This is a genomic window from Streptomyces sp. SM1 (assembly GCF_002910825.1).
In the GTDB taxonomy this organism is placed as follows: domain Bacteria; phylum Actinomycetota; class Actinomycetes; order Streptomycetales; family Streptomycetaceae; genus Streptomyces; species Streptomyces okerensis.
This window is the reverse complement of the sequence record NZ_NEUB01000152.1, coordinates 1-5,961: the sequence shown is the minus strand read 5'-3', so window position 1 is coordinate 5,961 and position 5,961 is coordinate 1. Positions and strand designations below refer to the sequence as shown.

Here is a 5,961-nt window from a genome sequence, read left to right as displayed (position 1 = left end):
CTCAGCACGTCCTGGAACAGTTCCAGCGGGAGCTGTGGACCAGGTTCGGGTGTCGGCGCCGACCTGCGCGCCGAACAGGCCCGCGCGGAGAGCGACGAGAGCGCCGCCCGCGCGGATCTGGACCGGCTCAGCAACAAGGTCCGCACCCGCGCGGAGCAACTGCTCCAGTCGCCCGACGGCTCCGACGGCCCCAGCCGGCAGGCCGCCGCCGCCCGAGCCGAGGAACTGGTGCAGCTCCTGGAGACCCGGATGTCCGGGGCGAGCGAGCAGCTCGGGCGGCTGCGCGGCGAGGCGGAGCGGCTCGCGCCCGAGGACGGCGGGGCGCACACCGAACTGCCCGACGAGCTGATCCCGCGCGACGCCGGGCACGCGCAGGCGCTGCTGCGCACCGCCACCACCGAACTCGCCTCCCGCAGCGAGGCGTCGCAGCAGGCCCGGGACGCCCACGTCGAACTCCTCGACACACACCGCGCCGCCGAGGACGCGGCCGGCGGCTTCGACGAGATCGCCGCCATGCTCCGCGACCTGCTGCGCGAGCACGCCTCGGAGGAGGAGCAGGAGCAGCCCGATCCCTACCCGGGCGGACTGGACGAGGCGCGGCGGTCCGCCGCCGAGGCCCGCCGCTCCCTGCGGGGCTGCGCCGCCGACCTGTCCGCCGCGGAATCCACCGTGCGCGAGGCGAGCGACGTCCTCGTCCGGCACGCCAACTCCACGCGCTACGAGCAGGTCCGCACCCCCGCGCGCCAGCAGATCCGGGAGCTCCCCGCCTCCGCGCTGCCGGAGCACGCCCAGAAGTGGGCGGACGCCTTCGCACCCCGGCTCAGGGTCCTCACCGACGAGCTGGAGCAGTTGGAGCGCAACCGCGACTCGATCGTGGACCGGCTGCGGGGGCTGGTCGACTCGGCCCTCGCCACCCTCCGCTCGGCACAGCGGCTGTCCCGGCTTCCGGAGGGCCTCGGCGAGTGGTCCGGGCAGGAGTTCCTGCGCATCCGCTTCGAGGAACCCGACCAGGCCACCCTCACCGAGCGCCTCGGAGAGGTCATCGACGAGGCGACCCGGTCGGCCGTGAAGAAGAACTCCGACCTGCGGCGCGACGGCATGTCCCTGCTGCTGCGCGGGGTCGCCGCCGCCCTGCGGCCGAAGGGCGTCGCCGTCGAGATCCTCAAGCCGGACGCGGTCCTGCGGGCCGAGCGGGTGCCCGTCGGACAGATGGGCGACGTGTTCTCCGGCGGTCAGCTGCTCACCGCCGCCATCGCCCTGTACTGCACGATGGCCGCCCTGCGCTCCAACGACCGAGGCCGGGACAAGCAGCGGCACGCCGGCACGCTGTTCCTGGACAACCCCATCGGCCGCGCCAACGCCACCTATCTGCTGGAGCTCCAGCGGGCGGTCGCCGACGCGCTCGGTGTCCAGCTGCTGTACACCACCGGTCTCTTCGACACGACGGCACTTGCCGAGTTCCCGCTGGTCATCCGGTTGCGTAATGACGCCGACCTGCGGGCCGGCCTGAAGTACATCAGCGTCGAGGAGCACCTGCGGCCGGGGCTTCCCCAACAGGACCCGGCCGAGGAGGCGCACAGCGAGATCACCGCGACCCGCATGTTCAAGCGGCCCGCCCCGGCGAACGGCTGATCAGGCACCGTCCCGGCGGCTCAGAAGCCGTAGCCCATACGCCGGGACAGCTCGGCCGCCGCTGCAGCCGTCCGGCCGCCCAGCCGCGGCAGCCGCTCCGCGGTCAGCCGGTACACCGGGCCGGAGACACTGATCGCCGCGATCACCGAGCCGTCGTGCGAGCGGACCGGCGCCGCGACCGCGGCGAGGCCGAGCTCCAGCTCCTCCAGCGTCACGGCGTACCCCTGCGCGAAGACCTTCGCCAGCTCGGCGCGCAGCACCGGTGCCTCGGTGATCGTGCGTTCCGTGAACCGGTGCAGCGGACGGCCGAGGCGGCCCTCACGCAGGGCGGGCGGCATATGGGCCAGGAACACCTTGCCGCTGGACGTGGCGTGCAGCGGGGTGCGCCGGCCGAGCCAGTTCTGGGCCGTGACCGACGCCGTGCCGCGGGCCTGCATGATGTTGACGGCCGCCTCCTCGTCCGGCACCGCCATGTTCACCGTCTCGCCCAGTTCGTCCGCGAGTTCCCGGCACACCGGGACCCCCTCCTGCGAGATGTCGAGCCGCAGGGCGGCCGCCCCCGCGAGGCGCAGCACGCCGGCGCCCAGACGGTACTTGCCGTGGTCCTCGGCCTGCGCGACCAGACCGCGGTTCTCCAGCACACCGAGCAGCCGGAAGGCGGTGGACTTGTGCACCGCCAGCTCACCGGCGATCTCCGTGACCCCCGCCTCGCCGTGCCGGGCGAGGATCTCCAGCACGCTCACGGCGCGGTCCACGGACTGGACGGCACTCGTGGTGCCCTTCCCGTCCCTCCCGGGCTCGTTCCGCGCGCGGGTCATGGTTCCGGCTCTCATCATCCCGTCGGGAGCAGTTGCGCAGGACGCTCACGCCCGCGCCGTGCGAGATCCCAGGGTACCGAGCGCACGCCCAGCGAGGGCACCGCCGGCCCGTATCGGACAGGCCGGCTCCCCGGCGGCCTCAGGGGTGCGACAGCTGCCCGGCTCCGCCGCGCCGGCGTATTCGTGCCTGTGCACGCTGAGCGGACCGCTCCTGGCGGCGGGCGCGGCGTCGCTCGCGCCTCAGGGCGCGCGCCGTGCTGCTGGGCATCGACACCACACCATGGCGCTGGTTCCAGACCTGGCGGGTCACCCACACGTCCAGCGCCGCCCAGGTGGCCAGAATCGTACTGACGACGCTGCTGATGACCATGGGGAACGCCAGCCAGGCTCCGGCCAGTGTGCACAGAAAAGCCACCATGGCCTGAATCAGCGTCACGGCGATCACGATCACCGCCCGCACGGCCGCCGTCCGCACCGGGTCGGGCAACCGGCGTCGCCGCGCCGGCTCCTCGACCCACAGCGTCCGGTGAGGACCCTGCTCGCGGGCACCGGCGGACGCACCCGGGCCCCTCGGGGCCTCCCGCCCCGCACCGCCGGCCCGGCTCTCCCGCGTCGTCCCGTGCACGGTCGCCACAGCACTCGTCCCGCGCCCGGCCACGGGCGTGCCGCGACCCGGCCCGCCTGCGTCCGACCGCGATGCCACCCGCACCGCCGAGTCCTCCTCGGGCGCTTCGCGCCGCTCCGCCGTGCCCATCAACGTGTCACTCCCCACCGCCAGCAGACCACTTGCCCGTGTCCGAAGACCCGTCTCCCCAGTGGCTGCCCGGCTTGCGCTGTTTTACGCCGCCCGGGTACGGGACACGGCTCCTGTGGCCGATTCCGCCCCCATTTCCCTCAGAGAAGGACGAACGGCACGGCGTGAAGATTCCCGAACGGGAAAGAAATCGGCCAACAACGCCCGCCTGCCCGGCCGATCGCCCGGGCGGACTCGCCCCCGGTCCCGGGAGGCAATCTCCCGCAATGGCCGGACAACTCACCATCTCCCGTCACCGGCACGGAACCACGACTTCCGGACGGGTCTTCGAGTTGACCCCGCTGCGGTAGTAGGCTCGCGCCGTTTGTTGACGCACATGTGTACCCCCGGGCCGCCCGGGGACCGAGCTGGGGGAGGCCATGCGCTTTCGCGGGAAGTCCATCCGCCGGAAGATCGTGGCGCTGCTTCTCGTGCCGCTGGTGTCCCTGACGGCGATCTGGGCCTTCACCACCGTGCTCACGGGCCGCGAGGCAAGCCATCTGTTCGACGTGTCGTCGGTGATGGAGGAGGTCGGTTTCCCCGTCGAGGACACGGTGCGCGTCCTCCAGCAGGAGCGCCGGCAGACTCTCGTCTATCTCGCCGACCCCCGCGCCTCCGACGGACTCGCCGCCCTCCGGCGCAGCCGGGCCGCCACCGACAAGGCCGTCGGTACCGTCCGCAGAAGCGCGGACGACGCGGAGGTGCGGGAGGCCATGCACGGGGACTCCGGTGAACTCAGCGCGGTGCTGGAGTCCTTCAACGGCGTCGAATCCCTCCGCCGCAGCGTCGAGGACGGCACCGTCAACCGCTCCCAGGCGCTCGACCTCTACAACCGGCTGATCGACCCGTGTTACGTGCTGCTGGCCAATCTGCACGTGGTCGACGACGTCGAGCTCGACAAGCAGTACCGCGCCCTCGTCAGTCTCGCCCGCGCCCGCGAACTGCTCTCCCGCGAGGACGCCCTGCTCGGCTCGGCACTGATCGTCGGCGAACTGTCCCGTTCCGAAGTGCGGGACATCTCCGACTTCGTCGCCCAGCGCACGCTGCTGTACGACGCCGGTCTGCCGCAGCTGCCCGCGGCCGAACGCGACCGCTACGAGACCTTCTGGAAGAACGCCGCGTCCGCCCCGCTGCGCGTGGGAGAGGAGGCCGCCGTCTCCTCCGGCACCGGACCGCCGCGCGGGATCACCGCGAAGAGCTGGGACACCGCCGCCGGCAATGTGCTCGCCGAACTCGGCACCCTCAACGACCAAGCCACCGACCGCTACCAGGACCGCGTCCGCCCCGTCGCCATGGGCGTCATCGGCCAGGCCGTCATCGCCGGTGTCCTCGGACTCGTCGCCCTGCTCGTCTCCCTCGTCCTCTCCGTACGTGTCGGCCGCGGCCTCATCCGCGACCTCCGGCAGCTGCGCCTGGAGGCCCACGAGGCGTCCGGCGTGCGGCTGCCCAGCGTGATGCGCCGCCTCTCGGCCGGCGAGCAGGTCGACATCGAGACCGAGGTGCCCCGACTGGAGTACGACAAGAACGAGATGGGAGAGGTCGGCCAGGCCCTCAACACCCTCCAGCGCGCAGCCGTGGAGGCCGCCGTCAAACAGGCCGAACTGCGCGCCGGCGTCTCCGAGGTGTTCGTCAACCTCGCCCGCCGCAGCCAGGTCCTGCTGCACAAGCAGCTCACCCTGCTGGACACCATGGAACGCAGGACCGAGGACACCGAGGAACTCGCCGACCTCTTCCGCCTGGACCACCTGACCACCCGTATGCGCCGGCACGCCGAGGGCCTGGTGATCCTCTCCGGCGCCGCGCCCTCCCGGCAGTGGCGCAAGCCCGTCCAGCTCATGGACGTCGTGCGCGCCGCCGTCGCGGAGGTCGAGGACTACGAGCGCATCGAGGTCCGCCGGCTGCCGAGGGTCGCCGTCACCGGCCCGGCCGTCGCCGACCTCACCCATCTCACGGCCGAACTGCTGGAGAACGCCACGGTGTTCTCCCCACCGCACACCGCGGTCCAGGTCGTGGGCGAGCGGGTGGGCAACGGCTTCACCCTGGAGATCCACGACCGCGGGCTCGGTATGGCGGCCGACGCGCTGCTGGACGCCAACCTCCGGCTCGCCGAGACCCCGGAGTTCGAACTCTCCGACACGGACCGGCTCGGACTGTTCGTGGTCAGCCGTCTCGCCCAGCGGCAGAACGTCCGGGTCTCCCTGCAGCCTTCCCCGTACGGCGGCACCACGGCCGTCGTCTTCATCCCCGACGCCCTGCTGACGGACGACATCCCGGACACCAACGGCGTCGGCTTCCGCCTCGACCGCCCCCAGCGCTCCCAGGACAGGGAGCCCGAGGAGAGCCGCCGCGCCGCGCTCTCCCAGGTGCCCGTGCACCTGCCCCGGCTGCCCGCCTCGGTGCTGGACGGACCCGTCGAACTGGAGGCCCCCGTCGACCTGGACGCCCTCGAGGGCTTCCCGGGTGCCCTGGGCGACGGGGAGAGCGAGGACGGCGGGCTGTTCCGCCCCCGCCGCTCCCACTCCGCCGCCACGGAAGGGGACCCGGACGACCGGACGAGCACGCCGGGTCCGCTCACCCGCAGGACCGCTCCCAAGCTGGTCAGCTCGCACGGCCGGCCGGTCCGTGACCTGAGCGCCCGGGGGGAGCGGGCCGACGAGGACGGGACCGCCTCCGAGCCCGTCCGCCCCGAACTGGAAGCCGCGCCGGTGCTGCCCGCCC

General features: G+C 72.9%; 4 protein-coding genes. 2 read left to right on the top strand and 2 right to left on the bottom strand.

Going from position 1 to position 5,961, the window contains the following annotated elements:
* A partial coding sequence (locus B9S61_RS03355; protein ID WP_103540843.1) for a hypothetical protein occupies positions 1 to 1,632 on the top strand: 1,632 nt, incomplete at its 5' end.
* 20 nt (positions 1,633 to 1,652) lie between these two features.
* On the opposite strand, the gene B9S61_RS03350 is transcribed toward B9S61_RS03355, so the two are convergent.
* Both B9S61_RS03350 and B9S61_RS03345 read right to left on the bottom strand, forming a co-directional pair.
* On the bottom strand, positions 1,653 to 2,450 hold the full coding sequence (locus B9S61_RS03350; RefSeq protein ID WP_103540842.1) for an IclR family transcriptional regulator: 798 nt from the start codon (positions 2,448 to 2,450) through the stop codon (positions 1,653 to 1,655).
* A 139-nt stretch (positions 2,451 to 2,589) separates the two neighbouring features.
* Positions 2,590 to 3,204, bottom strand: a complete 615-nt coding sequence (locus tag B9S61_RS03345) for a hypothetical protein (RefSeq protein ID WP_103540841.1) — start codon at positions 3,202 to 3,204, stop codon at positions 2,590 to 2,592.
* 419 nt (positions 3,205 to 3,623) lie between these two features.
* On the opposite strand from B9S61_RS03345, the gene B9S61_RS03340 reads away from it, so the two are divergent.
* Positions 3,624 to 5,961 (top strand): nitrate- and nitrite sensing domain-containing protein (locus tag B9S61_RS03340; protein ID WP_103540840.1); only part of this gene is annotated, 2,338 nt, incomplete at its 3' end.

Bases quoted from the DNA above. Each gene is read 5' to 3' on its own strand.
- B9S61_RS03345 (WP_103540841.1), bottom strand. From the start codon at position 3,204: ATGGGCACGGCGGAGCGGCGCGAAGCGCCCGAGGAGGACTCGGCGGTG.
- B9S61_RS03350 (WP_103540842.1), bottom strand. From the start codon at position 2,450: ATGACCCGCGCGCGGAACGAGCCCGGGAGGGACGGGAAGGGCACCACG.